Origin of the sequence: Blattabacterium cuenoti, assembly GCF_014252275.1 — a bacterium.
GTDB classification, from domain to species: domain Bacteria; phylum Bacteroidota; class Bacteroidia; order Flavobacteriales; family Blattabacteriaceae; genus Blattabacterium; species Blattabacterium cuenoti_O.
Genome location: NZ_CP059214.1, coordinates 341,653 through 364,592, shown reverse-complemented (window position 1 = coordinate 364,592; position 22,940 = coordinate 341,653). Strand labels below are relative to the sequence as shown.

At 26.5% G+C, this 22,940-nt stretch carries 37 protein-coding genes; all 37 read left to right on the top strand.

Annotation, left to right across the window (positions count from 1 at the left end; genetic code table 11):
- Nucleotides 1-22: 22 nt before the first annotated feature.
- The 37 genes from rpsL (at nt 23) to H0H42_RS01590 (ending at nt 22,912) form a co-directional block, all read left to right on the top strand.
- Nucleotides 23-406, top strand: a complete 384-nt coding sequence (gene rpsL, locus H0H42_RS01770; RefSeq protein ID WP_185868762.1) for a 30S ribosomal protein S12 — start codon at nt 23-25, stop codon at nt 404-406.
- Complete coding sequence (gene rpsG, locus H0H42_RS01765) at nt 406-882, top strand: 30S ribosomal protein S7 (RefSeq protein ID WP_185868354.1); 477 nt, start codon at nt 406-408, stop codon at nt 880-882. The genes rpsL and rpsG overlap by 1 nt, the downstream gene beginning before the upstream one ends.
- Nucleotides 883-884: 2 nt before the next feature.
- Nucleotides 885-2,999: an elongation factor G gene (gene fusA, locus H0H42_RS01760; RefSeq protein WP_185868353.1), complete on the top strand. Its 2,115-nt coding sequence runs from the start codon at nt 885-887 to the stop codon at nt 2,997-2,999.
- A 3-nt stretch (nt 3,000-3,002) separates the two neighbouring features.
- Nucleotides 3,003-3,308 carry a 30S ribosomal protein S10 gene (rpsJ, locus tag H0H42_RS01755; protein ID WP_185868352.1) on the top strand — a complete coding sequence of 102 codons (306 nt, stop codon included), beginning with the start codon at nt 3,003-3,005 and terminating at the stop codon, nt 3,306-3,308.
- A gap of 4 nt (nt 3,309-3,312) precedes the next feature.
- A complete protein-coding gene (gene rplC, locus H0H42_RS01750; protein ID WP_185868351.1) occupies nt 3,313-3,939 on the top strand; it encodes a 50S ribosomal protein L3 in 627 nt (208 codons plus the stop codon).
- A 3-nt stretch (nt 3,940-3,942) separates the two neighbouring features.
- Nucleotides 3,943-4,572 carry a 50S ribosomal protein L4 gene (gene rplD / locus H0H42_RS01745; protein WP_185868350.1) on the top strand — a complete coding sequence of 210 codons (630 nt, stop codon included), beginning with the start codon at nt 3,943-3,945 and terminating at the stop codon, nt 4,570-4,572.
- A gap of 8 nt (nt 4,573-4,580) precedes the next feature.
- Nucleotides 4,581-4,946, top strand: a complete 366-nt coding sequence (gene rplW, locus H0H42_RS01740) for a 50S ribosomal protein L23 (RefSeq protein WP_185868349.1) — start codon at nt 4,581-4,583, stop codon at nt 4,944-4,946.
- Nucleotides 4,912-5,736 carry a 50S ribosomal protein L2 gene (gene rplB / locus H0H42_RS01735; protein ID WP_185868348.1) on the top strand — a complete coding sequence of 275 codons (825 nt, stop codon included), beginning with the start codon at nt 4,912-4,914 and terminating at the stop codon, nt 5,734-5,736. Before rplW ends, rplB begins: the two co-directional genes overlap by 35 nt.
- 9 nt (nt 5,737-5,745) lie before the next feature.
- Complete coding sequence (gene rpsS, locus H0H42_RS01730; protein WP_185868347.1) at nt 5,746-6,036, top strand: 30S ribosomal protein S19; 291 nt, start codon at nt 5,746-5,748, stop codon at nt 6,034-6,036.
- 13 nt (nt 6,037-6,049) lie between these two features.
- Nucleotides 6,050-6,427, top strand: a complete 378-nt coding sequence (gene rplV, locus H0H42_RS01725) for a 50S ribosomal protein L22 (protein WP_185868346.1) — start codon at nt 6,050-6,052, stop codon at nt 6,425-6,427.
- Between the two features lie 22 nt (nt 6,428-6,449).
- The gene (gene rpsC / locus H0H42_RS01720) at nt 6,450-7,163 is read left to right on the top strand and encodes a 30S ribosomal protein S3 (protein WP_185868345.1); all 714 of its coding nucleotides are present in this window, start codon (nt 6,450-6,452) and stop codon (nt 7,161-7,163) included.
- Between the two features lie 12 nt (nt 7,164-7,175).
- Nucleotides 7,176-7,589, top strand: coding sequence for a 50S ribosomal protein L16 (gene rplP / locus H0H42_RS01715; protein ID WP_185868344.1), 414 nt, complete (start codon nt 7,176-7,178; stop codon nt 7,587-7,589).
- A gap of 31 nt (nt 7,590-7,620) precedes the next feature.
- Nucleotides 7,621-7,809, top strand: coding sequence for a 50S ribosomal protein L29 (gene rpmC, locus H0H42_RS01710; protein WP_185868343.1), 189 nt, complete (start codon nt 7,621-7,623; stop codon nt 7,807-7,809).
- An 11-nt stretch (nt 7,810-7,820) separates the two neighbouring features.
- Nucleotides 7,821-8,078 carry a 30S ribosomal protein S17 gene (gene rpsQ, locus H0H42_RS01705; protein WP_185868761.1) on the top strand — a complete coding sequence of 86 codons (258 nt, stop codon included), beginning with the start codon at nt 7,821-7,823 and terminating at the stop codon, nt 8,076-8,078.
- Between the two features lie 7 nt (nt 8,079-8,085).
- Entirely contained in the window at nt 8,086-8,463 is a 378-nt protein-coding gene (gene rplN / locus H0H42_RS01700; RefSeq protein WP_185868342.1) for a 50S ribosomal protein L14, read from the top strand.
- 2 nt (nt 8,464-8,465) lie between these two features.
- Nucleotides 8,466-8,855, top strand: coding sequence for a 50S ribosomal protein L24 (rplX, locus tag H0H42_RS01695; protein WP_185868341.1), 390 nt, complete (start codon nt 8,466-8,468; stop codon nt 8,853-8,855).
- Complete coding sequence (gene rplE, locus H0H42_RS01690; protein WP_185868340.1) at nt 8,839-9,414, top strand: 50S ribosomal protein L5; 576 nt, start codon at nt 8,839-8,841, stop codon at nt 9,412-9,414. The genes rplX and rplE overlap by 17 nt, the downstream gene beginning before the upstream one ends.
- A gap of 17 nt (nt 9,415-9,431) precedes the next feature.
- Entirely contained in the window at nt 9,432-9,701 is a 270-nt protein-coding gene (rpsN, locus tag H0H42_RS01685) for a 30S ribosomal protein S14 (RefSeq protein WP_185868339.1), read from the top strand.
- Nucleotides 9,702-9,717: 16 nt separating this feature from the next.
- Nucleotides 9,718-10,107, top strand: coding sequence for a 30S ribosomal protein S8 (rpsH, locus tag H0H42_RS01680; RefSeq protein ID WP_185868338.1), 390 nt, complete (start codon nt 9,718-9,720; stop codon nt 10,105-10,107).
- Nucleotides 10,108-10,144: 37 nt separating this feature from the next.
- Complete coding sequence (gene rplF / locus H0H42_RS01675) at nt 10,145-10,693, top strand: 50S ribosomal protein L6 (protein WP_185868337.1); 549 nt, start codon at nt 10,145-10,147, stop codon at nt 10,691-10,693.
- A 19-nt stretch (nt 10,694-10,712) separates the two neighbouring features.
- Nucleotides 10,713-11,030, top strand: coding sequence for a 50S ribosomal protein L18 (gene rplR / locus H0H42_RS01670; protein WP_185868336.1), 318 nt, complete (start codon nt 10,713-10,715; stop codon nt 11,028-11,030).
- 5 nt (nt 11,031-11,035) lie between these two features.
- Nucleotides 11,036-11,560 carry a 30S ribosomal protein S5 gene (gene rpsE / locus H0H42_RS01665; RefSeq protein ID WP_394798844.1) on the top strand — a complete coding sequence of 175 codons (525 nt, stop codon included), beginning with the start codon at nt 11,036-11,038 and terminating at the stop codon, nt 11,558-11,560.
- Nucleotides 11,541-12,041, top strand: a complete 501-nt coding sequence (rplO, locus tag H0H42_RS01660; RefSeq protein WP_185868334.1) for a 50S ribosomal protein L15 — start codon at nt 11,541-11,543, stop codon at nt 12,039-12,041. Before rpsE ends, rplO begins: the two co-directional genes overlap by 20 nt.
- A complete protein-coding gene (gene secY, locus H0H42_RS01655; protein ID WP_185868760.1) occupies nt 12,041-13,396 on the top strand; it encodes a preprotein translocase subunit SecY in 1,356 nt (451 codons plus the stop codon). The genes rplO and secY overlap by 1 nt, the downstream gene beginning before the upstream one ends.
- Nucleotides 13,397-13,441: 45 nt before the next feature.
- Nucleotides 13,442-13,657: a translation initiation factor IF-1 gene (gene infA, locus H0H42_RS01650; protein ID WP_185868333.1), complete on the top strand. Its 216-nt coding sequence runs from the start codon at nt 13,442-13,444 to the stop codon at nt 13,655-13,657.
- A gap of 19 nt (nt 13,658-13,676) precedes the next feature.
- Nucleotides 13,677-13,793, top strand: coding sequence for a 50S ribosomal protein L36 (gene rpmJ, locus H0H42_RS01645; protein WP_185868332.1), 117 nt, complete (start codon nt 13,677-13,679; stop codon nt 13,791-13,793).
- 4 nt (nt 13,794-13,797) lie between these two features.
- Entirely contained in the window at nt 13,798-14,178 is a 381-nt protein-coding gene (gene rpsM, locus H0H42_RS01640; RefSeq protein ID WP_185868331.1) for a 30S ribosomal protein S13, read from the top strand.
- A 9-nt stretch (nt 14,179-14,187) separates the two neighbouring features.
- A complete protein-coding gene (rpsK, locus tag H0H42_RS01635) occupies nt 14,188-14,577 on the top strand; it encodes a 30S ribosomal protein S11 (RefSeq protein ID WP_185868330.1) in 390 nt (129 codons plus the stop codon).
- A gap of 26 nt (nt 14,578-14,603) precedes the next feature.
- Nucleotides 14,604-15,215: a 30S ribosomal protein S4 gene (gene rpsD / locus H0H42_RS01630; RefSeq protein ID WP_185868329.1), complete on the top strand. Its 612-nt coding sequence runs from the start codon at nt 14,604-14,606 to the stop codon at nt 15,213-15,215.
- Nucleotides 15,216-15,235: 20 nt separating this feature from the next.
- The gene (locus H0H42_RS01625) at nt 15,236-16,243 is read left to right on the top strand and encodes a DNA-directed RNA polymerase subunit alpha (protein WP_185868328.1); all 1,008 of its coding nucleotides are present in this window, start codon (nt 15,236-15,238) and stop codon (nt 16,241-16,243) included.
- An 11-nt stretch (nt 16,244-16,254) separates the two neighbouring features.
- Nucleotides 16,255-16,740 carry a 50S ribosomal protein L17 gene (gene rplQ, locus H0H42_RS01620; protein WP_185868327.1) on the top strand — a complete coding sequence of 162 codons (486 nt, stop codon included), beginning with the start codon at nt 16,255-16,257 and terminating at the stop codon, nt 16,738-16,740.
- Nucleotides 16,694-17,983, top strand: a complete 1,290-nt coding sequence (gene eno, locus H0H42_RS01615; RefSeq protein ID WP_185868326.1) for a phosphopyruvate hydratase — start codon at nt 16,694-16,696, stop codon at nt 17,981-17,983. Before rplQ ends, eno begins: the two co-directional genes overlap by 47 nt.
- 50 nt (nt 17,984-18,033) lie before the next feature.
- Nucleotides 18,034-19,308 carry a sodium:proton antiporter NhaD gene (gene nhaD, locus H0H42_RS01610; RefSeq protein WP_185868325.1) on the top strand — a complete coding sequence of 425 codons (1,275 nt, stop codon included), beginning with the start codon at nt 18,034-18,036 and terminating at the stop codon, nt 19,306-19,308.
- Between the two features lie 90 nt (nt 19,309-19,398).
- On the top strand, nt 19,399-20,223 hold the full coding sequence (gene menB / locus H0H42_RS01605) for a 1,4-dihydroxy-2-naphthoyl-CoA synthase (protein ID WP_185868324.1): 825 nt from the start codon (nt 19,399-19,401) through the stop codon (nt 20,221-20,223).
- Complete coding sequence (gene menA / locus H0H42_RS01600) at nt 20,220-21,137, top strand: 1,4-dihydroxy-2-naphthoate octaprenyltransferase (RefSeq protein ID WP_185868323.1); 918 nt, start codon at nt 20,220-20,222, stop codon at nt 21,135-21,137. The genes menB and menA overlap by 4 nt, the downstream gene beginning before the upstream one ends.
- Nucleotides 21,138-21,161: 24 nt before the next feature.
- The gene (locus H0H42_RS01595; RefSeq protein WP_185868322.1) at nt 21,162-21,857 is read left to right on the top strand and encodes a metal-dependent hydrolase; all 696 of its coding nucleotides are present in this window, start codon (nt 21,162-21,164) and stop codon (nt 21,855-21,857) included.
- An 8-nt stretch (nt 21,858-21,865) separates the two neighbouring features.
- Nucleotides 21,866-22,912: an enolase C-terminal domain-like protein gene (locus tag H0H42_RS01590; protein WP_185868321.1), complete on the top strand. Its 1,047-nt coding sequence runs from the start codon at nt 21,866-21,868 to the stop codon at nt 22,910-22,912.
- The last annotated feature ends 28 nt before the right edge of the window (nt 22,913-22,940 follow it).

The window sequence follows — 22,940 nt, the reverse complement described above, 5'->3', positions numbered from 1 at the left end:
GAATTTTAAAATAAAAAGTTTTATGCCTACAGTACAACAATTAATAAGAAAAGGAAGATTATCTATTAAAAAAAAAAGAAAGTCTATTGCTTTAAATTTTTGTCCACAAAAAAGAGGAGTCTGTACGAGAGTATATACCACAACTCCAAAAAAACCGAATTCTGCTATGCGTAAAGTTGCACGTGTTCGATTTACAAATGGAAAAGAAGTCATTAGTTATATTACTGGAGAAGGACACAACCTACAAGAACATTCTATTGTTTTAGTTAAAGGAGGAAGAGTAAAAGATTTACCTGGAGTAAAATATAAAATAGTTCGTGGTGCACGTGATACCGCAGGTGTAAGTGGAAGAAAAAAAAGTAGGAGCAAATATGGTACGAAAGTAAATAAAAAATCAAATAATTAATGAGACAGAGAAGAAAAAAAGAAAAAGTATATATGCCTGATCCTCTGTTTAATGATCCACTTGTTACAAGATTTGTAAATAATCTTATGAAGAATGGTAAAAAAAATGTTGCATATCGAATATTTTATGGTGCAATGGAACGTATTGATATCATTAAAAAAGAAGAAGAAAAATCATCTTTAGATATATGGAAACATGGATTGAAAAATGTAATGCCTCATGTTGAAGTAAAAAGTCGTAGAATGGGTGGTTCGAATATTCAAATTCCTGTCCCTATATCTTCTAAAAATAAAGTAACAAAAGCCATGAAACTATTAATTAAATGTGCTTCTTTAAGAAAAGAGAATACGATGGAAAAAAAGTTAGCATTAGAAATATGGGATGCTTATAATGAACAAGGAGAAACCATAAAGAGAAAGGAGAATATTCATAAAATGGCGGAAGCAAATAAAGCTTTTTCTCATTTTAGATTTTAAATATGGAAAGGAATTTAAAATATACAAGAAATATAGGAATTGCGGCTCATATAGACGCTGGAAAAACAACAACGACAGAAAGAATTTTATTTTATACAGGAATAAATCATAAAATGGGAGAAGTCCATGATGGAGCAGCAACCATGGATTGGATGTTACAAGAACAAGAGCGTGGAATAACAATTACATCTGCGTCAACAAGATGTGAATGGAAATATAATAACAACAAATATTTTATTAATCTTATAGATACTCCAGGTCACGTAGATTTTACTGTTGAAGTGGAACGTTCTATGAGAGTGTTGGATGGTATGGTAGTACTTTTTAGTGCAGTAGATGGTGTAGAACCGCAATCTGAAACAGTTTGGAGACAAGCTGATAAATATGGAATTCCTCGTATAGCTTTTGTAAATAAAATGGATCGACAGGGAGCAGATTTTTTAGATGTTTGTTTTCAAATAAATAAGGATTTAGGAGCAAGGCCTGTCCCTTTACAAATCCCTATGGGTTCTGGAGAAGATTTTGTAGGAGTTATTGATTTAATTTATAATCAATTAGTAATATGGGATGAAAAAAATTATGGAATGACATATAAAAAAATGCCTATTCCAGATAATATGAAAAACATCACCAAAGATTATCATAACAAGATAATAGAAACTTTATCAGAATATGATGATGTTATTATGGAAAAGTTTTTATATGATGAAGATTCTATTTCTGAAGATGAAATAATTCAATCTTTGCAAAAAAATACAATAAAGATGAATATCATTCCTATATTATGTGGTTCTTCATTTAAAAATAAAGGAGTACAAGCTATACTAGATGCTATTTGTAGATATTTGCCATCTCCATTAGATGTTAAAAATGTAGTTGGGATTAATCCAATAAGTAAAAAAAATGAGTATAGAAAACCTGATGAAAATGAACATTTTTCTGCATTAGCTTTTAAAATAGCAAGTGATCCGTTTGTTGGTCGATTAGCTTTTTTTCGAGTTTATTCTGGAAAAATTGAATCTGGATCCTATAGTTTCAATGCTCGTTCAGGAAATAAAGAACGTATATCAAGAATATATCAAATGCATGCTAATAAACAAAACCCCATCAATAAAGTAGGAGCAGGAGATATAGCAGCTATAGTAGGATTTAAGGATATTAAAACAGGAGATACTTTATGTGATGAAAAACATCCTATTTTATTAGAAAATATTTCATTTCCTGAACCAGTAATTGGATTAGCTGTTGAACCAAAATACAAATCTGATATTGATAAAATGAGTTTAGCTTTATCTAAATTAATGGAAGAAGATCCAACATTTCAAGTTAGAATTGATCAATATACTGGACAAACGATCATTTCTGGAATGGGAGAATTACATTTAGAAATTATTTTGGATCGTATAAAAAGAGAATTTAAAGTTGAGATAAATAAAGGAAATCCACAGGTAGAATATAAAGAAGCTTTAACCGATTTAGTAAAACACAGAGAAATATATAAGAAACAAACAGGTGGAAAAGGAAAGTTTGCCGATATCTTTTTTATTTTGGAACCTGGAAATAAAAAAGATACTGGTCTTTTATTTATTAATAAGATAAAAGGGGGGAATATTCCTAAGGAATATATACCTTCTATTGAAAAAGGATGTAAAGAAATGATGAAAAATGGTCCTTTATCGGGATATGAAATAGAAAATGCAAAAATTACGATTATTGATGGTTCATATCATCCTGTTGATTCTGACCAACTTTCATTTGAATTAGCAGGTAAATTAGGTTTTAGAGAAGCAGCAAAAAAAGCAAAGCCAGTTCTTTTAGAACCGATTATGAAATTAGAGGTTCTTATTCCAGAAGAAAACATGGGAGATGTTATCGGAGATTTAAATAGAAGGAGAGGGACAATTCAGAATATGATTGAAAAAAATAATATAAAAGTTATACAAGCTATTGTACCAATGTCTGAAATGTTTGGATATGTTACTGCATTACGTACTTTGTCTTCAGGAAGAGGAACATCTATTATGGAATTTTCTCATTATGATATGGTTCCAAATCTTATTACGGAGAATATTCTTCTAAATAAAAATCAAAAACAAAAAAAAAAAATAAAAAGATAATATATGGGATATAACATAAAAATCAAATTGAAGTCTTATGATCATAATTTGTTAGACAAATCAGCAGAAAAAATTGTAAATTCCGTACTTCCAACCGGAGTGGTATTGAATGGACCAATTCCATTACCTACTGATAAGAAAATATTTACAGTTTTACGATCTCCACATGTCAATAAAAAATCTAGAGAACAATTTTTACTTCCTACTCATAAAAGACTTTTACAAATTCATAATGCTTCTTCAAAAACAGTAGATGCATTGATGAAGTTAGAACTTCCTAGTGGAGTTGATGCGGAAATAAAAGTATAAGACAATGAGTGGATTAATAGGGAAAAATATGGGTATGACTAATATTTATTTAAATGATGGTAGAAATGTTGCTTGTTCTATTGTACAAATAAATAAATGTTATATAACTCAAATAAAAACATTTAAAAAAGATGGATATAACTCTATTCAATTAGGAGTAGATGATAAAAAACATAGTAAAACAAATAATCCTTTATTAGGACATTTTAAAAAATCAGGAGTTCATCCAAAGAAAAAATTATCGGAATTTAAAGTCGATAATATATCGAATTTTCGATTAGGAAATTTTTTAATGATTGATTTTTTTTTAAAAGTTGGTGATTTAGTTAATGTTAGAGGAATATCTAAAGGAAAGGGATTCCAAGGCGTAGTAAAAAGGCATAATTTTTCTGGAGTTGGAGAAAGAAGTCATGGACAACATAATCGTCTAAGATCTCCTGGTTCAATTGGTGCTGGATCTAATCCATCACGTGTTTTTAAAGGTAAGAAAATGGCTGGAAGAATGGGAAATAAATATGTAACAATTAAAAATATTCAAATATTAAAAATTGATATGACTCGTAATATTTTGTTGTTGAAAGGATCCATTCCTGGGAATAAGAATTCATATTTAATAATTAATAAAGCATAGAATATGAAATTAGAAATTTTAGATATTAATGGAATGTCTACTTCTAGATTTGTAGAATTTAAAAACGAGTTCTTTTTGAAAAAATTTTATGGATATCCTATATATTTAGAAATGAAAAGATATTTATTTTCTCAACGTCAAGGAACACATAAATCTAAGGAAAAAGGAGAAATAACTGGAAGTAATAAAAAATTGTATAGACAAAAAGGAACAGGAAGTTCAAGGAAAGGGGATTGTAAAAATCCTATATTCAAAGGTGGTGGTCGAGTTTTTGGCCCCAAACCAAAAAAATATTCGATAAAATTAAATAAACGTACAAAAAAAAAAGTAAAAAGATTTCTTATTGAACAAAAGATTATTGAAAAAAAAATAATTATTGTAGAAAATATCCAATTCAAATCTCCAAAAACAAAACTAGTTATAAAATTTGTTAAATCTTTAAAAATTAATTATAATAAATTTCTTATAGTCTTCGGAAAATATAATAATAATTTTTATTTATCATCTAGAAATTTAAAAAACTTTAAAACTATCCATATTAATGAGCTGGATTGTTTTTCTTTAATGAATTTTCCATATGTTATATTTTTTGAAAATTCTATTGACACAGTTCAAAAATATTTATCCGAATAACTTTCGTTATGTTTATAAAATTAATTGTTACAGATAAATCTATAAAAGAAGGTAGAACATTGAATAGATATCATTTTTTTGTTTCTCTTTATTGGAATAGAAGATGTATTAAATCCAAATTAACTAATTTTTTTGGTGTTCCTATCAAATATGTTCATACATCAGTTTTTCTAAAAAAAGGAAAAAATTGCTTTGGGAAAAAAAAAGTTCTGTCTAAAACTCAAAATAAAAAAATCAAAAAAATCGTTGTTCAATTTTCTGGAAAAAAATTTATTGATTTTTTTCAAATGGAAAAGGAATTTAGTATTAAAAAAAATAAAAAAAGTAAAATAGAATCAAATGGCAATAAAGAAGTTAAAACCGACAACACCTAGTCAAAGATTTAGAACAGTAAATAGCTTTGATAAAATAACTTGTAGATTTCCCAATAAAAAATTAACGAAAGGAATAAAAAGAACTGGAGGAAGAAACAATAGTGGAAGAAGAACAATTCGATATATTGGAGGTGGACATAAAAAAAAATACAGAATAATTGATTTTAAAAGAAGGAAATTTAATATATCTGGTATTATAAAATCTATAGAATATGATCCTAATAGATCTTCTTTTATATCACTAGTTTATTATGAGGATGGTGAAAAAAGATATATTCTATCTATAGACGGATTAGAAGTTGGACAAAAAATAGTTTCTGGAAAAAATATATCTTTTAAATTAGGTAATTCTACTTTTTTGGAAAAAATTCCATTGGGAACTATCATTTCTTGTATAGAAATAAATCCAGGTCAAGGTGCTAAAATTGCAAGAAGTGCAGGAGCATTTGCACAATTATTTTCAAGAGATGAAAAATATTCAACAATTAAATTTCCATCTGGAGAAGTTCGTCTAGTTTTGAATACTTGTATGGCAACTATAGGAATAGTTTCTAATGTCGACCATCAACTCATAATGTATGGTAAAGCAGGAAAAAAAAGACATTTAGGAAGAAAACCAAGAACTAGAGGGGTTGCTATGAATCCTGTAGATCATCCAATGGGTGGAGGAGAAGGAAAAGCTTCCGGAGGAATTCCAAGAAATAGAAAGGGTTATCCATCTAAAGGATTTAAAACTCGTTCTAAACGAAAAAAATCCAATAAATTTATATTACAAAAAAGAAAAAAATAAACGTTTATTATGGTAAGATCTTTAAAAAAAGGTCCATATGTATCACATGCATTATATAAAAAAGTTTTAGATAATATAAAAAACAACAAAAGAAAAATTATCAAAACATGGTCACGTCCTTCGACAATATTACCTGATTTTGTCGGACAAACATTTGCTGTTCATAATGGTAAAAAATTCATTAATGTATATGTTACAGAGGATATGATAGGAAGAAAATTAGGTGAATTTTCTCCTACACGTAGTTTTAAAGGACATTCAGGATCTAAAAGTAAAATTAAAATAAAAAAAAATAGTTGATAAAAATTAAAAAATGAAAAAAAATGGGGAAAATATCAATCGAGTTTCAGCTTCTTTAAGGAAAATTAAAAGTTCTCCAAGAAAAATAAAAAAAATTATTGATCTCATTCGAAATAAAGAAATAAACAATGCTTTAGATATCCTTTCTTATGGAAAAATAAATAATAAAAAATCTATTATAATAAGCAAATTATTATTGTCTTTATTATCAAATTGGAAGAAAAAGAATAATAAGAATTATTCTTCTGAAGATCACTTTTTGTATATTAAAGATGTTCGTGTTAATCAAGGATTAACATTAAAAAGAATTCAACCAGTTCCTCAAGGAAGGGGACATAGAATACGAAAAAGAACAAGTAAAATTATCATTTATTTAGAAAGTAAAATATAAACATTCAAATTTAATCAATTATATGGGACAAAAAACAAATCCAATAATTAATAGATTAGGAATTATAATGGGTTGGCAATCAAGTTGGTGTAATAATTACAAAGATCGTTTAAAAGAAGATTTTGAAGTAAGGCGATATATCGAAGCTAGATTTCCAAAAGGAATTATATCTCGTATTTTTATAGAACGAACATTAAAATTTATAACTATTACGATTCGTACTTCAAGGCCGGCGATAGTTATTGGGAAAGGAGGTGATGAAGTTGATACTGTTAGAAAAGAATTAAAAAAAATCACTAAAAAAGAAGTTCAGATAAATATTTCTGAAGTTAAAAGACCCGAATTAGATGCTCCTTTAGTATCCAAAAATTTGGTCAAACAATTAGAAAATAGAATGGCTTATAAAAAAACTATAAAGTTATCGATTATATCTGCTATGAGAATGAATGCTCAAGGTATAAAAATTCAAGTTTCTGGAAGGTTAAATGGAGCTGAAATGGCTAGAAAAGAAACATATAAAGATGGAAGAATCTCTTTAGGAACTTTTCGTGCGGATGTTGACTATTACATGGAAGAGGCCCATACAGGATATGGAAGTATTGGAATAAAAGTATGGATTATGAAAGGAGAAGTATATGGAAAAAAAGATTTATCTCCATTATTAGGAATTCATAAAAAGACAAGAGGATTCTTTAGTAGAAAGAAAAAACATATTTCGAAAAAACATATTTATTAAAGTATTTACATAATGTTGCAACCTAAAAAAAGGAAATATAAAAAAGAACAAAAAGGGAGAATTCGTGGAAATTCTAAAAAAGGAACACGTTTAACTAGAGGTTTATATGGAATAAAAGCTTTAGAACCAGCATGGATTTCTTCAAAACAGATAGAAGCTGCACGTATTGCAGCAAATCGTTATATGAAAAGAGAAGGAAAACTATGGATAAATATTTTTCCTGATAAACCAGCAACAAAAAAACCTCAAGAAGTTCGTATGGGAAAAGGAAAAGGACCAGTTGAATTTTGGGTGGCGGTTGTGAAGCCAGGAAGAATTTTATTAGAAGTAGATGGTGTAACAATGAAAATTGCTAAAGAAGCATTAAGATTAGCCTCTCAAAAATTTTCTATTAAAACGAAGTTTATTTCTTCCTTTTTTTTCTAAAATTAGTTAAATCAAATAAATGATTTTTTATATGAAAAACTCGGATATAAAAAATTTATCGTTAGATGAATTAATTAGAAGAATTAAGATTTTCAGAAATGATTATAAAAAAATAAAATTTAATCATTCTGTGAAAAAACAAGAAAATTGGATGTTCATAAAACATTTGAGGAAATTTATTGCTAAATTACAAACAGAATTGAATAAAAAAATTAAATGAAAAAAATGAATATCTCTAAAAGGGGACATAGAAAAAAGAGACAAGGAATTGTTGTAAGTGATAAAATGCAAAAAACAATCATTGTTTCAGAAATAAGAAAAGTACAACATAAATATTATGGGAAAAGTATCATAAGAAAAAAAAGATACATGGTACATGATGAAAAGAGTTTATCTAAAATAGGAGATAAAGTTATGATTATGGAATCTCGACCAATAAGTAAAAGAAAAACTTGGAGACTAATATCCGTTATAGAAAAATTCAAATAATTTATTTATGTTGCAACAAGAATCTGTATGTAAAGTTGCGGATAATACGGGAGCAAAAGAAGTATTAATTATAAGAGTTCTTGGTGGAACTGGAAAACGATATGCTTCTATAGGAGATTCTGTAATTATTACGGTAAAATCATCTATCTCTACAAACAAAGGAGGATCAATAAAAAAAGGGCAAGTTACCAAAGCTGTAATTATAAGAACAAAAAAGAGTATTAGAAGAAAGGATGGATCTTATATTAGTTTTGATGATAATGCTTGTGTTCTTATGACGACTTCTGGGGAAATTATGGGGACAAGAGTATTTGGTCCAGTTGCAAGAGAATTAAGAGAAAAAGAGTATATGAAAATTGTTTCTTTAGCACAAGAAGTCTTATAATTATGAAAATAAGAATAAAAAAAAACGATATAGTTTATATATTGTCAGGAAACAATAAAGGGAAAAAAGCAACTGTCATTAAAGTATTTACAAAAACTTATAAAGTTCTTTTGAAAGGGATAAATATGGCTAAAAAACATATTAAACCAAGTGCTCTTCATCCTAAAGGGGGTATTTTAGAACAAGAATCACCTATACATATTTCTAATATTAAAAAATTTGAAGAATTTGAAGAATTTGAAGAATTTGAAGAATTTGAAGGAACAGAAGGAACAGAAGGAACAGAAGGAACAGAAGGAACAGAAGGAACAGAAGGAACAGAAGGAACAGAAGGAACAGAAGGAACAGAAGGAACAGAAGGAACAGAAGATAGAGATGATAGAGATAAATAAGGATATTTATTTTCCAAGACTAAAGAAATTTTATAAAGAAAATATAGTCAAACAATTGATCAATAAATTTAATTATTCTTCTATTATGGAAGTACCTAAACTAATTAAAATAGTGGTTCATCAAGGAATTGGAAATTCTATTTTAGATAAAAAAATTTTAGAATCTTCTATAAAAGAAATTACAAATATTACTGGTCAAAAATCTATTTTTTGTTATTCAAAACATGATGAATCTGGTTTTAAATTAAGAAAAGGAATGCCTATTGGTGTAAAGGTAACTTTACGAAAGAATAAAATGTATGAATTTTTGGAAAGATTAATCTTTATTGTTTTACCTAGAGTAAGAGATTTTAATGGAATAAAAAATAATGGATTTGATAAAAATGGAAATTATAATCTAGGAATTTTTGAACAAATAGTTTATCCAGAAATTAATATTGATGAGGTTAGAAAAAATATGGGTATGAATATTACATTTGTAACTTCTGTAAAAAAAATTAAAGAATCAAAAGCCCTTTTATCACTTTTTGGAATGCCTTTTGATAAAAATACAAACTAATAATAAAATTAATAAATATGGCAAAAGAATCTGTATTAGCAAGACAAAAAAAAAGAGAAAAACTTGTGAAAAGGTATGAAAAAATAAGAAAATTTTTAAAGAAGTCTAAAAAATACGATCTTCTTCAAAAATTACCGAGGGATGCCTCTCCTGTTCGTTTGAGAAATCGATGTTCTATAACAGGAAGATGTAGAGGATATATGAGGAAATTTGGTGTATCTCGAATTGTTTTTAGAAATTTAGTTTCACAAGGACTTATTCCAGGAGTAAAAAAAGCAAGTTGGTAAAAAAAATATATGTTATATGGATCCAATAGCAGATTTTTTGACTAGAATTAGAAATGCTACATTGGTAAAACATAAAGTTTTAACAATTTCTCATTCTAAAATTAAACAAGAAATTTCTAGAATTCTATTAGAAAATGGATATATAATAGGATATAAAGTAGAAAAAATAAATAATAAAAAGAAACTTAAAGTAGCTTTAAAATATTATAAAAAAGATATTTCTGTTATTCAAGGAGCTATAAGAGTTAGTAAACCTGGATTAAGAAGATATTCTAAATATAAAAAATTGCCACGTGTACTAAATGGATTAGGAATTGCAATTATGACTACTTCTATTGGAATAATAACCGATAAAGTTGCAAAAGAAAAAAGGATAGGTGGAGAAGTTATATGTCATATTCATTAATAAATATTTGAATAAATTATAAATCACATTATTAAGTATGTCAAGAATTGGAAAAAAGGAAATTTTCATTCCCGATAATGTACATGTAAAAATTGTTAAAAAAGAAATATTTGTAAAGGGAATTTTAGGATCTTTAAAACAAAAAATTTCAAATCAATTGAAATTAAATATTGTTAATAATAAATTATTTATCACACGATTCCTTGATGATAAAATTTCTAAATCTTTACATGGATTATATAATGTTTTAATTTATAATATGATTTTTGGTGTATCAAAAGGATTTAAAAAAAAATTAGAATTAGTTGGAATTGGATATAGAGTCCATTGTGATCAAAATAATATTTTATTAATGCATTTAGGATTTTCTCATAGTGTAATGATAAAACTTCCTAAGAAGGTAAAAATTAGCATCGATTTTTCAAAAGAAAAAAATCCAATTATTATTATGAGTTCTTGTGACAAACAATTATTAGGAATTATAGCTCATAAAATTCGATCTTTACGTCCTCCAGAACCTTATAAAGGAAAGGGAATTCGATATGTAGGTGAACAAATTCGTAGAAAAACTGGAAAATCTGTATAATTTATCAAATTTCATTATTATGAAAAAGAGAAGAATTATTGGGAACATGCATCGTCCTAGAGTGTCTGTATATAGAAGTAATAAGTCAATTTATGCACAAATTATAGATGATTTGAAAGGAAAAACATTAACTTACTCCTCTTCTATAGAGAAAGAATTAAAAAATTTTAAGAAAATAACAAAAATTGATATTTCCTATGAAGTAGGAAAGCTTTTGGGATATCGAGCAAAAAAATTAAAAATAACTAAACTGGTTTTTGACCGAGGTAAATATTTGTATCATGGAAGAATAAAGTCATTAGCTGATGGAATAAGAAAAGTTGGATTAGATTTATAAAATTAATAATTATGGATAAAAGAAAAAAATATTTAGGATTAGAATTAAAAGAAAAATTAGTAGGTGTTACAAGAGTTTGTAAAGTGACTAAAGGAAGAAGATATTTTAGTTTTAGTGCAATTGTAATTAAAGGAAACGAAAGTGGATTAGTTGGATATGGTTTTGGAAAATCTCAAGAAGCTCCTGAGGCAATTAGAAAAGCAGGAGATAGGGCTAAAAGGGATGTGAGAAAAATATGTGTTATACATGGAACTGTTCCTCATGAACAAAAAGCAAAATATAGAGGAGCTAGAATTTTTATAAAACCTGCTTCTGAAGGAACAGGAATTATTGCTGGTGGTCCATTAAGATCAGTCTTTGAAGCTTCTGGAGTAAGAAATATTTTATCAAAGTCTCGAGGTTCTTCTAATCATCATAATCTTATTAAAGCTGCTATTAAAGCATTAAGTAAAATAAGAGATGCAAGAGTTATATCAAAACATCGAGGTGTTCCTATTAAACAAGTTTATAATGGAGAATGGAGAGGTTGATATTAAAAGAAAAGTTTTCCGAAAGGAAAATATAAAAAAATGGATCAAAAAAAAGAAGGTAAGATTAGGAAGAGGGCAAGGTAGTGGAAAAGGAGGGACTTGTGGAAGAGGACATAAAGGATCTAAATCAAGATCAGGATTTTCTAAAAAGATAGGATTTGAAGGAGGACAAATGCCATTACAAAGAAGAGTACCAAAATTTGGATTTGTAAGAAAAAAAAATAAACGAGAAAAATTTGTAATTATTAATCTTGATACTATTCAATTATATATTGATAATAAAAAGATTGATAAAAATCGAATTATTAATAAAGATGTATTACTAAAAAAAGATCTATTAAAAAAAAATAAGTGTATTAAAATACTTGGAAGAGGATCGATAAAAGATTCTATTAAAATATATGCTAATAAATTTAGCAAAAAAGCTTATGAAGCGATTAAAAATGTTGGTGGTGAAGCATTTTTAGTACAAAATTCATGATAGGAAATTTTTTAAAAAATATTCATAACATTTGGAGGATGGATGAACTACGTAATAAAATTGCATCCACCATATGTTTTTTATTGATATATCGTTTTTGTGTTTATATTCCAATTCCTGGAATTAATTCATTAGGAGTAAGTAGTTTTTTTGATAGCCTTTATTCAGGATCTAAGGGATTAATGCAAATATTATCCTCTTTTACAGGAGGTGCATTTAACAGAGCTTCTATTTTTGCATTAGGAATCATGCCATATATATCTTCTTCAATCATAATGCAATTAATGTCTATAATGATTCCATTTTTACAAAAATTGCAAAGAGATGGAGAAAGTGGAAGAGAACAAATTAATTTTATTACAAGATGTTTAACGATAGTTATATCTATTATACAATCTATGGTTTATCTGTTCTCTTTAATACAAAAATTGGTTCCTTATTCTCATCCTATTTTTAATAGTAATTCTTTTTATGGAAAATTCTTATTTTTGATCTTGGGAACAATTTTATTAACTTCTGGTACTATGTTTACTGTATGGATTGGAGATAATATAACAGATCGTGGAATAGGAAATGGCATATCTATTATCATTATGTCTGGAATAATATCTCGTTTTCCGGAGGCTATTTCGAAAGAATTTTTTAGTAAAATAAAGAATATTAATAAAGGAATTATTATTTTATTTTTTGAATTTTTTTTGTGGTTAATCGTTATTTTATTTACTATTTTTATTATTCAAGCAGTTCGAAAAATTCCTGTTCAATATGTATCTCATTACAGATCTTTCGGATTAGAATCAAAATTCATTAGTAATAAAAAACATCAATATATTCCATTAAAGATAACATCTGCTGGTGTTATGCCAATTATATTTTCTCAATCAATTATGTTATTTCCATTAATTTTTTCTCATTATTCAAATAATGAATCTTTTAAAAATTTTTTAAGGGTTTTTCAAAATGTGTATGGATTTTGGTACAATATAACTATATTTACATTAGTTGTTATTTTTACATTTTTTTATACTGCGATTACAATGCCTGTGAATCAGATTGCTGATGAATTAAAAAGAAATGGTGGGCATATTCCTAAAATTAGACCTGGAAAGGAAACTTCTGAATATATAGATAAAATTTTGTCTTATGTTACATTACCAGGATCAATGTCTTTAGCTTTCGTTGCAATTTTACCATCCATTGTTTTTAAAATGGGGATCAATCAAAGTTTTTCTTTATTTTATGGAGGGACGTCATTGTTGATAGTAGTTGGAGTATTTCTTGATATATATCAACAATTTAGTATTCATTTATTAAATTATTATTATGATGGATTAATGCATATAAAAAATAAATAAACAAAAAGTTGTAATTTTGTATTAATACAAAATATTGATTTTTTTATGTCAAAACAAAAACATATTGAAGTGGATGGAGTCATTATAGAATCTTCTCCAAATGCGATGTTTCGTGTAAAATTGGATAATGGATGTATAGTAAAAGCTCATATATCTGGAAAAATGAGAATGCACTATATAAAAATACTGCCAGGAGATAAAGTAAGATTGGAAATGTCATCATATGATTTGGAACGTGGTAGAATTACTTATAGATATTAAATAATAAAAATTCATTGATATGAAAATTAGAGCTTCTTTAAAAAAAAGAACAAAAGATTGTATAATTGTTCATCGAAAAGGATGTTTGAGAATTATTAATAAAAAAAATCCAAAATTTAAACAAAAACAAGGATAAATTTATGTCTGTTAGAATTTCAGGAATTGATCTTCCCTCTTCAAAAAGAGGATTGATTGGGCTTACTTACTTGTATGGAATCGGAAAAAGTTTGTCAAAAAATATATTACAATCTATTGGAATAAATGAGAATAAAAAAGTTCAAGATTGGACAGATGAAGATATAAAAAAAATAAGAAAGTATATATCGAATCATGTTAAAGTAGAAGGAGAATTAAGATCGGAAATTCAATTTAACATTAAGAGATTAATAGATATAGGATGTTATATAGGAATTAGACATAAAAGAGGACTTCCATTAAGAGGACAAAAAACAAAAAATAATTGTAGAACTAGAAAAGGAAGAAGAAAAACTATAGCAAATAAGAAAAAATTAAAAAAATAAAAATCCTTTATGAATAAATCACATTTAGGGAAAAAAAAAAGAAACGTAGTAGTAGATCCCATTGGAAAAGCACATATACAATCTAGTTTCAATAATATCATTATTACTTTAACAAATAAACAAGGAGATGTTATTGCTTGGTCTTCTGCTGGAAAAATGAATTTTAAAGGATCAAAAAAAAATACTCCATACGCCGCACAGATGACTGCTGAAAATGTAGCAAAAAAAGGAATAAATGCTGGATTAAAAAAAATAGAAGTTAACGTTAAGGGTCCTGGTGCTGGAAGAGATGCAGCTATAAGAGCATTAAGTAATTCTGGACTAATAGTAACGATGATTAAAGATATCACCCCATTACCTCATAATGGATGTCGACCTCCAAAAAGAAGGAGAGTTTGATAAAACTAAAAAAATATTAAATATTTATGGCAAGATATATAGGACCGAAAACTAAGATTTCAAGAAAATTTGGACAATGTATTTATGGAGAAGATAAATATTTTGGACGTAAAAAATACCCTCCTATTTCTCACATTATTGTGAATAGAAGAAGAGGAAAAAAGTCTGAATATTTTACACAATTAATGGAAAAGCAGAAAACAAAACATATTTATGGTATACTGGAACATCAGTTTAAACAACTTTTTTTAAATGCTTCAAAAAAAAAGGGAGTTACAGGAGAGTTATTATTACAATCTTGTGAGAGACGTTTAGATAATATAGTTTTTCGTTTAAATTTTGCATTATCAAGACCTGCTGCACGTCAAATTGTTTCTCATAAACATGTAATAGTAAATGGAGTTATCGTAAATATACCTTCTTTTAGATTAAACCCTGGTGATAAAATACAAATAAAAAATAAGTCTAAAAATCATCCTGCTATAAATAATTCTATGAAAAATCAAAAAGGAACCTTGGTTGATTGGTTATTATTAGACGAGAAAAATATGTATGGGATGTTAATGTCAATTCCGAAAAGATCACAAATTCCTGAAAATATTAAAGAACAATTAATTGTTGAATTATATTCAAAATAATTTTTATAATATAATTTTTTATGTCTATTTTAGATTTTGTTAAACCTGATAGGGTTTCTATGAAAGAATTTTCCGATTATAAAGGAATATTTCATTTACAACCTTTAGAACCTGGGTATGGAGTAACATTAGGGAATGCATTAAGAAGAGTTCTTTTAGGTTCACTAAAAGGATTTTCTATAACATCCATAAGAATTAAAGGAGTTCAATATGAGTTTTCTTCTATAGAGGGAGTTTTAGAAGATGTTACAGAAATTATTCTTAATTTTAAAAAGATTCGTTTAAAACGAATCACTCCTGATATTCATCAAGAAACGGTTCATGTATATATTAATAATGAAGAAGAAATCATAAATGGAGAAATTATAAATAAATTTATTTCCGGTTTTCAAATTTTAAATCATGATTTGGTTCTTTTTCATAAAAAAAAAGGGATTTCTATGGAACTTAGTTTCACAATTGATGAAGGAAGAGGATATGTCCCAGCAGAAGAGAATAAAAAAAAAAGTGATAGTTTAAATTTAGTTGGAACTATTCCAATAGATTCTATTTATACTCCTATAAAAAATGTAAAATATTTTATAGAAAATTGTAGAGTGGGACAAAAAACAGATTTTGAGAATCTTTCTTTAGAAATCAAAACAGATGGGTCTATTTCTCCAAAAATAGCATTAATGGAAGCATCTAATATATTAATTCAATATTTTTCTATTTTTTCTTATGATAAAATTGGAAAAGAAAAAAAAGAAAAGATAGATAATAGAAAAAAGTATAATGAAGAATTTTTAAAAATGCGTACTTTATTAAAATCAAAATTAAATGATATGGATTTATCTGTTCGAACAAAAAATTGTTTAAAATTTGCTTCGATAGAAACGATTGCAGATTTGGTAGTTTGCAGTAGAAGCTCTATATTAAAAATGCGCAATTTTGGAAAAAAATCATTAGATGAATTAGAAGGAAAAATGAAGGAAAAAGAATTGCATTTTGGAATGGATATTTCAGAATATAATCTAGATAAAGAATAAAATATTTTTTAATGAATCATGGTGATAAAAATAATAATTTAAAAAGAAAGTATGGACATAGAAATTCTTTACTTTCTAATATGGCATCATCTTTAATTAAAGAGAAAAGAATTTTTACTACTTTAGCTAAAGCAAAGTCATTGAGAAAATATATAGAACCTATTATTACGAAATCAAAATTGAAATCAACTCATTCTATGAGAAAGGTTTTTTCATATTTAAGAGATAAAAATGCGGTTGCTGAACTATTTAAAAAAGATTTTGATCAGGTTCGAAAACGTCCTGGAGGATATACAAGGATATTAAAAATAGGATCTTGTATTGGTAAATATTCTCGTTTTTCTTTAATCGAATTAGTAGATTTTAATAAGATATATAATCCCAATAAAAAATATCATACCAGAAGAGGAAGAAAAAAGAAGAGAAATCAAGAAGAAAAAAAAATGAGTAATGAGCAAAATAAAATTCATAAAAGCAAGACAAATATTAGATTCTAGAGGACATCCAACAGTTGAAGTAGATATTTTAACAACAAATAATATACTTGGACGTGCTTCTGTCCCATCTGGATCATCGAAAGGAGAACAAGAAGCTTTTGAATTACGGGATAATGAAAAAGATAGTTTTTTAGGGATGAGTGTTTCTCAAGCAATTAAAAATGTAAATAATATTATTGCTCCTGAATTAATAGGAAAATCTGTATTAGACCAATTTCATATAGATCGATTAATGTTGGAATTAGATGGAACAAAAAATAAAAAGAGATTGGGTGCTAATGCAATACTTGCGATTTCATTAGCTAATGCAAAAGCTGCATCCAAAGAAGTAGGATTACCTATTTATCAATATATAGGAGGTTCATACAGTCATATCCTACCTATTCCGTTAGTTAATGTTGTAAATGGAGGAAAACACTCAAATATTTCTATAGCTTTTCAAGAATTTATGATTGTTCCTATAAAAGCAAAAAATTTTTTTGAATCTTTACATATTGTGTACAATATTTTTTATCATCTTAAAAATTTTTTGAATGAAAAAGGTTATTCCACAAATGTTGGTGATGAAGGAGGATTTTCACCGAATTTTGAAAAAATAGAAAATATTTTGGATATCATTTTAGAAAATATTCATCTTTCTGGTTATGAGCCTTATGATGAAGTGGGTATTGCTATTGATTGTGCAGCATCTGAATTATACGAAAACAAAAAATATAATTACTCAAAATTTAATAGAGATCAAAAAAAAGATCCTTTATTGAAATCAAGTGAAGATCATGTTCAATATTTATCTTTCCTATCAAGAAAATATCCTATTATATCTATTGAAGATGGAATGGATCAAAATGATTGGAAAGGATGGAAATTATTAACTGATGAATTAGGAGATAAAATACAGTTAGTAGGTGATGATATTTTTGTTACTCAAATAGATAATTTAAGAAGAGGAGTAAATAATGGAATTGCAAACTCTATTTTAATAAAAATTAATCAGGTGGGGACATTAACGGAAACTATGAACACTATTGATTTTGCAAAAAAAAGTGGATACAAAAACGTAATTTCTCATCGTTCTGGAGAAACAGAAGATCATTTTATATCAGATTTATCTGTAGCATTTAATATCGAACAAATAAAAATTGGATCCATTTGTCGTTCTGAACGTACTTCTAAATATAATCAATTATTGCGTATAGAAGAAGATTTAGGAAAACGTTCTGTATATCCAAATTGGATTTTTTGAATAAAAATGTTTTTATTATTTTATCATTCAATGAATATAATATTCGATAGATGTTAGTAATCATATTTTTCGTTTTCGGATATTTATTCATTATTTTTGAAGACTACTTTTCTCTAAACAAGGTAATTCCTTCGTTATTAATGGCAACTATTTGTTGGTCTTTAATAATGTTTTTTAACATTCCTGTTTATGAATTAAATCATAACTTAATAAAAGTTAGAGACAATCATCATTTATTATTAGTTCATTTAGGAAAAGCTTCAGAAATTGTATTTTTTCTACTTGGAGCTATGTTAATTATATCTATTTTAGAAAAATCTTCAGCTTTTGATGCAATGAGTGAATTACTTTATACCGATACAAAAAGAAAATTTTTATGGAAAATAAGTATCATTTCTTTTTTGTTATCTGCTTTAATAGATAATTTAACTGCTACTGTTGTCTTAATATCTCTTTTGAAAAAAACCATTCATAATTACAAAGAACGTTTATATTATTTAGGGTTGTCAATTATATCTGCAAATGCAGGGGGAGTTTGGTCACCAATCGGTGATATCACTACAACTATGTTGTGGATTTCTAAAAAAGTAACAACTTTTTGTCTTTTAAAAAAAATATTTTTTCCTTCTATCATTTGTATGTTAATTTCCACTCAAATTATATCCTATATGTCAATTTTTAATGGAGAAATGAAATGGAAAAAAACTCCATTATCAAAAAAAAACCTAAAAATAGGACTCTATATGTTATTAATAGGATTGATATTAATGTTTTTTGTTCCTATATATAAAACGATTATTGGAGTTCCTCCATATATAGGAATGATGTTTTCTTTGGGAATTATGTTGACTATATATTCGGTACTTTACGAAAAAAAAATATTACTTTTTTCAAGTAAAAACATTTTGAAAAAAGTAGATGTTACTAGTATTTTATTTTTCTTTGGAATCCTACTTTCAATTTCTTCTCTTGAAGGAATAGGAATTTTGTATAAAATGTCCCAATGGATTAATCATATAGTTTATAATTGGGAGATAACAACTATTCTTTTAGGATTTATATCATCTATTGTTGATAATGTTCCATTAGTTGCTGCAACTATTTCAATGTTTTCTCATCCTATTGATCATAGTTTTTGGCATTTTATTGCTTACGTATCAGGAACAGGAGGAAGTTTATTGATTATTGGATCTGCATCTGGAGTTGCTGCTATGAGTATAGAAAAAATTGATTTTTTTTGGTATTTAAAAAAGATTAGTTGGATTGCATTTATCGGATATATTTCTGGTTTTATCTGTTTATTATTTATAGAAAAAATAAATTAGTACTGGATATTTTGTTGATTAATTTTTTCATTTAATATAAAAATTTTTCTACTATATTGTGATTTGAATATAATTAATCATAAACTTTTTATGAAACTATCAATTGATTGGAAGTTGGTAAAAAAATACGAGGATATTTTATTTTTTTTTTGGAAAGGAATATCTAAAATACAGATAAATAGACCTTGGTGTCATAATGCTTTTCGTGTAGAGACAGTTGATGAAATGATTGATGCTATCGATATATGTAGAAAAAGAGAAGATATTGATGTAATCATTATCACAGGATCTGGAAATAAGTCATTTTGTTCAGGTGGAGATCAACATACAAGAGGGTTAGGTGGTTATTTGGGAAAAGATGGAGTACCAAGATTGAATATTCTAGATTTCTATAAAAAGATACGTGAGATTCCAAAACCAGTTATAGCTATGGTCAATGGATTTGCAATAGGTGGAGGACACGTTTTACATGTAGTGTGCGATTTAACTATAGCATCTGATAATGCAATTTTTGGTCAATCAGGTCCAAGAGTAGGATCATTTGATGGAGGATTTGGAAGTTCTTATTTAGCTCGTCACATTGGACAAAAAAGAGCAAGAGAAATGTGGTTTTTATGCAAAAAATATTCAGCAAAAGAAGCATTATCAATGGGATTGATCAATAAAGTTGTAAATAAAAATATTCTTGAAAAAGAAACCATTGAATGGTGTAAAAAGATACAAGAACGAAGTTCCATGTCTTTGAGGATGATTAAACGATGTTTAAACGCGGAATTGGATGGACAGCATGGAATTATGCAACTTGCTGGAGATGCAACGTTATTATTTTATTTAACAGAAGAATCTCAAGAAGGTAAAAGAGCTTTTCTAGAAAAAAGAATCCCTAAATTTAAAAAATTTAAAAAATTTTTATGAACTTGAAAAATTGGATATTTGCTACACGTTTATATACTTTACCTCTTTCTATTTATGGAATAAGTTTAAGTTTTTTTTTGTCAACTCATTCTATTATGGAGATGTATAAGTGTTTAAAAACATATGTATTCTCTATTTTAACGGCATTATCCTTGCAAATATTAGCAAATTTTTCTAACGATTATGGAGATAGTATAAAATTAATTTTTCATGATAATGAAATGAGTATGAAAAAAAAATTTGTTTATGAGGGAATCATTTCATCTAAACAAATGAAAAAAGCAATTTTTATATTATTTATTCTCTCTTTTATTTTAGGTTTTATTCTTATATATCCGATTTTATATGAAAATATTATAATTTTTTTTACCTATCTAATAGGGTTAATTTTTTGTATTTTGAGTGCTATCAAGTATTCATGTGGAAATAACCCTTATGGTTGGAAATGGGGGATGGGAGATTTATCCGTATTTTTGTTCTTTGGAATTTTTTCTGTTCTAGGAAGTTTTTTTTTGTATAACAGATTAGTTCCTTCTTTTCAAGTGATTTTATTATCTATATCTATGGGATTTTTAAATACGGCTATATTGAATATCAATAATATGAGGGATCTTTATGAAGATTCTATAAATAGAAAAGAAACAATCGTGGTACGTTTTGGATTAAACTTTGCAAAGTGGTATCATTTTGTAATGATTCTCAATGCAATCCTTTTAGGATTTTTATTTATATCGATGAAAAATAATATTTATCAATTGTTCTCATTATCCATTGTATCAGTATTATTAATAATGCATTGTAGAAATATTATGTTAATTAATAATAATAAATTTCTATTACATTTAGAACTAAAAAAACTTGTTTTTCTTATTTTTTTATATGTATTAAGTATTGGAATGCAAAACTATTTATAAAAAAATCATAAAAAATAATCATTGATGAAAGTTATTTATTTAACACATAGTACATGTATTATACAAATCCATGAAAAAAATTTATTAATTGATCCTTTTTTATATGAAAATTCTTCTTTTGACAAGAGATCGTTAAATACGTATATGGATATGTATTCACCAATCCATTATATACTAATCACTCATGCTCATTATGATCATGTTTGTGATGTAGAATTTTTTTCAAAAAAGTATCCAAATGCTTTGATCATCGCTAACTATGAAATATCCAATTTTTATTCGAAAAAGGGAATCAATACATATGGAATCAATTATGGATCTTTTATACCTTTTTCGTTTGGAAAATTAAAATATACTTGGGCTTGTCATTCAAGTGTTTTTAATAATGGAATATATGGGGGGAATCCTGGAGGATTTCTTTTACATACAGAAGAAGGAAATCTTTATATTTCTGGAGATACATCTATTACATGGGAAATGAATCTTTTTCCCATATTTGGAAAAATTGATTTATCTATCCTTCCTATAGGAGGAAGATATACAATGGATATTGAAGAAGCAATTCAAGCTTCAAATTTATTAAAATGTGAAAGAGTTTTAGGCGTCCATTATAATACTTTTAATGAAATTAAAATCCATAAAGAAAAATCTGTCAAAGATTTTATGGAAAATAAAAAAGATTTGATATTATTAGAATCTTGGGATTCTATCACTATTTAGAATTTTTCATGAAAAGATTTTGTTTTTGTAAAAAAGATCTTCTTTTTAAAAAGAACATATCTAATGCATATCGATGGTTTAATAAACATTCGATAATTTACCTTTTTCTTTTTGATAAAGAACGTTTTTCTATTGGAGAATGTAATACATTATTTATTTCATTCGAAGAGATAAATCGAATGAATCATATATTAAATAATATTCCTTTTGAGGAAATTATAAATAATTTTAATGTTTTTCCTTATTTTAAAGGATCTTTTTTACATCCCATATTTATTTTTGGATTGGAACAGATGTTAATCGGATTTAATAGTCATTTTCCTATTTTATATCATTCACCATTTACAAAAAAAAAAGAAGGTTTGTCTATTAATGACATTCTATGGCTTCATTTATGGATTGAATACGATGAATATAAAATTATAAAAGAGATTGAGAAAAAAATTATTCAAGGATTTTCATGTTTCAAGATAAAAATGCACATGGATTTGTTTGATTTTCAATATAAAATTATCAAAAAAATAAGTAAGATGTATCCTTTTATAAACGTTCGTATGGATGCAAATGGATGTTTTAAGAATATAAAAGAAGCATTATATTATTTAAATAAACTTTATGATCTACGTATCGTTAGTTTATTAGAACAACCAATATTACCTGGATCTTGGAAAGAATTATCGATGATATGTAAAATATCAAAATTACCTATTTCTTTAGATGAAGAGTTAATAGGAGTAACATCCCTCAAAGAAAAGAAAAAACTTTTAGATCTGGTTAATCCCAAATATCTTGTAATAAGACCTAGTTTACATGGAGGATTTATGAAATCTGAAGAATGGATTATAGAATCAAAAAAAAGAAATATAAAATGGTATGTTAGTTCTTCTTTTGAAAGTAGCATAGGAATGAATGCAATTGCTCAGTGGACTTATGTTATGCAAAAAAAATATTTTAATAATTTTATTGTTCATCACGGACTAAATACATTGAATGTATATAAAAATGAGTCCTTTTCTTTGATAGAAAAAAGAAAAGGACTCATTTGGTATATATAATCCTTCTTTTTATTGTATTGAATAACAA

Coding starts and splice junctions, on each gene's coding strand:
- rpsL (WP_185868762.1), top strand. CDS start 23: ATGCCTACAGTACAACAATTAATAAGAAAAGGAAGATTATCTATTAAA.
- rpsG (WP_185868354.1), top strand. CDS start 406: ATGAGACAGAGAAGAAAAAAAGAAAAAGTATATATGCCTGATCCTCTG.
- fusA (WP_185868353.1), top strand. CDS start 885: ATGGAAAGGAATTTAAAATATACAAGAAATATAGGAATTGCGGCTCAT.
- rpsJ (WP_185868352.1), top strand. CDS start 3,003: ATGGGATATAACATAAAAATCAAATTGAAGTCTTATGATCATAATTTG.
- rplC (WP_185868351.1), top strand. CDS start 3,313: ATGAGTGGATTAATAGGGAAAAATATGGGTATGACTAATATTTATTTA.
- rplD (WP_185868350.1), top strand. CDS start 3,943: ATGAAATTAGAAATTTTAGATATTAATGGAATGTCTACTTCTAGATTT.
- rplW (WP_185868349.1), top strand. CDS start 4,581: ATGTTTATAAAATTAATTGTTACAGATAAATCTATAAAAGAAGGTAGA.
- rplB (WP_185868348.1), top strand. CDS start 4,912: ATGGCAATAAAGAAGTTAAAACCGACAACACCTAGTCAAAGATTTAGA.
- rpsS (WP_185868347.1), top strand. CDS start 5,746: ATGGTAAGATCTTTAAAAAAAGGTCCATATGTATCACATGCATTATAT.
- rplV (WP_185868346.1), top strand. CDS start 6,050: ATGAAAAAAAATGGGGAAAATATCAATCGAGTTTCAGCTTCTTTAAGG.
- rpsC (WP_185868345.1), top strand. CDS start 6,450: ATGGGACAAAAAACAAATCCAATAATTAATAGATTAGGAATTATAATG.
- rplP (WP_185868344.1), top strand. CDS start 7,176: ATGTTGCAACCTAAAAAAAGGAAATATAAAAAAGAACAAAAAGGGAGA.
- rpmC (WP_185868343.1), top strand. CDS start 7,621: ATGAAAAACTCGGATATAAAAAATTTATCGTTAGATGAATTAATTAGA.
- rplN (WP_185868342.1), top strand. CDS start 8,086: ATGTTGCAACAAGAATCTGTATGTAAAGTTGCGGATAATACGGGAGCA.
- rplX (WP_185868341.1), top strand. CDS start 8,466: ATGAAAATAAGAATAAAAAAAAACGATATAGTTTATATATTGTCAGGA.
- rplE (WP_185868340.1), top strand. CDS start 8,839: ATGATAGAGATAAATAAGGATATTTATTTTCCAAGACTAAAGAAATTT.
- rpsN (WP_185868339.1), top strand. CDS start 9,432: ATGGCAAAAGAATCTGTATTAGCAAGACAAAAAAAAAGAGAAAAACTT.
- rpsH (WP_185868338.1), top strand. CDS start 9,718: ATGGATCCAATAGCAGATTTTTTGACTAGAATTAGAAATGCTACATTG.
- rplF (WP_185868337.1), top strand. CDS start 10,145: ATGTCAAGAATTGGAAAAAAGGAAATTTTCATTCCCGATAATGTACAT.
- rplR (WP_185868336.1), top strand. CDS start 10,713: ATGAAAAAGAGAAGAATTATTGGGAACATGCATCGTCCTAGAGTGTCT.
- rplO (WP_185868334.1), top strand. CDS start 11,541: ATGGAGAATGGAGAGGTTGATATTAAAAGAAAAGTTTTCCGAAAGGAA.
- infA (WP_185868333.1), top strand. CDS start 13,442: ATGTCAAAACAAAAACATATTGAAGTGGATGGAGTCATTATAGAATCT.
- rpmJ (WP_185868332.1), top strand. CDS start 13,677: ATGAAAATTAGAGCTTCTTTAAAAAAAAGAACAAAAGATTGTATAATT.
- rpsM (WP_185868331.1), top strand. CDS start 13,798: ATGTCTGTTAGAATTTCAGGAATTGATCTTCCCTCTTCAAAAAGAGGA.
- rpsK (WP_185868330.1), top strand. CDS start 14,188: ATGAATAAATCACATTTAGGGAAAAAAAAAAGAAACGTAGTAGTAGAT.
- rpsD (WP_185868329.1), top strand. CDS start 14,604: ATGGCAAGATATATAGGACCGAAAACTAAGATTTCAAGAAAATTTGGA.
- H0H42_RS01625 (WP_185868328.1), top strand. CDS start 15,236: ATGTCTATTTTAGATTTTGTTAAACCTGATAGGGTTTCTATGAAAGAA.
- rplQ (WP_185868327.1), top strand. CDS start 16,255: ATGAATCATGGTGATAAAAATAATAATTTAAAAAGAAAGTATGGACAT.
- eno (WP_185868326.1), top strand. CDS start 16,694: ATGAGCAAAATAAAATTCATAAAAGCAAGACAAATATTAGATTCTAGA.
- nhaD (WP_185868325.1), top strand. CDS start 18,034: ATGTTAGTAATCATATTTTTCGTTTTCGGATATTTATTCATTATTTTT.
- menB (WP_185868324.1), top strand. CDS start 19,399: ATGAAACTATCAATTGATTGGAAGTTGGTAAAAAAATACGAGGATATT.
- menA (WP_185868323.1), top strand. CDS start 20,220: ATGAACTTGAAAAATTGGATATTTGCTACACGTTTATATACTTTACCT.
- H0H42_RS01595 (WP_185868322.1), top strand. CDS start 21,162: ATGAAAGTTATTTATTTAACACATAGTACATGTATTATACAAATCCAT.
- H0H42_RS01590 (WP_185868321.1), top strand. CDS start 21,866: ATGAAAAGATTTTGTTTTTGTAAAAAAGATCTTCTTTTTAAAAAGAAC.